Below are 1,187 nucleotides of genomic sequence, written 5' to 3' on the forward strand. Positions count from 1 at the left end.
ACAGGGAGGACGGCGATGACCGTTATCGATTCCATGCACACGGTGACCGGACCGGGGCTCGAGTCCGCCGGCCACAACCGCCGCGACAGCGTCGGAGACGGACGGCTCGAATGGACGTCGGCCTGCCCGCTGAGCAGGCTCATCCCGGGGCTGGGGGTCGCGGTCCTGCTCCGCAACGGGGAACAGGTCGCGCTGTTCCTGCTCGACGACGGCTCGCTGCGCGCGGTCGGCAACCTCGACCCGTTCGGGCGGGCCGCGGTGATGTCCCGCGGCCTGGTCGGCGACCGCGCGGGTGAGCCGACCGTCGCCTCGCCGCTGCTCAAGCAGGTGTTCTCGCTCGTCGACGGGCGCTGCCTCGACGACGAGTCGGTGCGGTTGCCGGTCTACGACGTGCGGGTGTGGGCCGGGGTGGTGCAGGTGCACAGCCCGCTGCAGGCGGGTGCGGCCCGCGTATGACGATGACCACGACGACGGCGAGGGCGGCGATGGACGAGACGTACAGCGGCGGGCCGCTGGGGGGTTCGGAGCCACTCAAGGGGTTCACGGTCGGGGTGACCGCGGCCCGTCGCTGCGAAGAGTTCACCACCCTGCTCACCCGGCGGGGCGCGACGGTCGTGCAGGCCGCCGCGATCCGCATCGTCCCGCTCGTCGACGACGCCGAGCTGGAGCGGGTGAGCCGGGAGCTGATCCAGCGGCCCGCGGAGATCACGGTGGCGACCACCGGGATCGGGTTCCGCGGATGGATGGAGGCCGCCGACGGCTGGGGGCTCGCGGAGGACCTGGGACGGGCGCTGGGCCGGTCCCGGATCCTGGCCCGCGGGCCCAAGGCGAAGGGCGCCATCCGTGCCGCTGACCTGAGGGAGGAATGGTCGCCGGCCTCGGAGTCCTCCGCAGAGGTGCTCGACCACCTGCTCGCCGAGGGGGTGGAGGGCAAGCGGATCGCGGTGCAGCTGCACGGCGCCACAACGGAGTGGGAGCCGCTGCCCGACTTCTGCGAGGTGCTCCGACTGGCCGGGGCCGAGGTCGTCCCGGTACCCGTCTACCGGTGGACGCCACCGGACGACCAGAGCGCGATGGACCGGCTGATCGAGCTCACCGTCACCGGCGGGCTCGACGCCGTCAGCTTCACCAGCGCCCCCGCGGTCGCGTCGATGTTGATGCGCGCCAAGGAGATCGGGCTCGTCGAC

Annotated in this window: 2 protein-coding genes; both read left to right on the forward strand. The window is 72.8% G+C overall.

Going from position 1 to position 1,187, the window contains the following annotated elements; genetic code table 11:
- Window positions 1–15 precede the first annotated feature (15 nt).
- Window positions 16–456: a nitrite reductase small subunit NirD gene (nirD, locus tag ABD951_RS28560; RefSeq protein WP_345353660.1), complete on the forward strand. Its 441-nt coding sequence runs from the start codon at window positions 16–18 to the stop codon at window positions 454–456.
- Between the two features lie 29 nt (window positions 457–485).
- Window positions 486–1,187 (forward strand): uroporphyrinogen-III synthase (locus tag ABD951_RS28565; RefSeq protein WP_345353663.1); only part of this gene is annotated, 702 nt, incomplete at its 3' end.

Origin of the sequence: Rhodococcus olei, assembly GCF_039540555.1 — a bacterium.
In the GTDB taxonomy this organism is placed as follows: Bacteria; Actinomycetota; Actinomycetes; order Mycobacteriales; family Mycobacteriaceae; genus Rhodococcus_G; species Rhodococcus_G olei.

Excerpts from the sequence above, each read along its gene's own strand:
- nirD (WP_345353660.1), top strand. The coding sequence starts at position 16 with ATGACCGTTATCGATTCCATGCACACGGTGACCGGACCGGGGCTCGAG.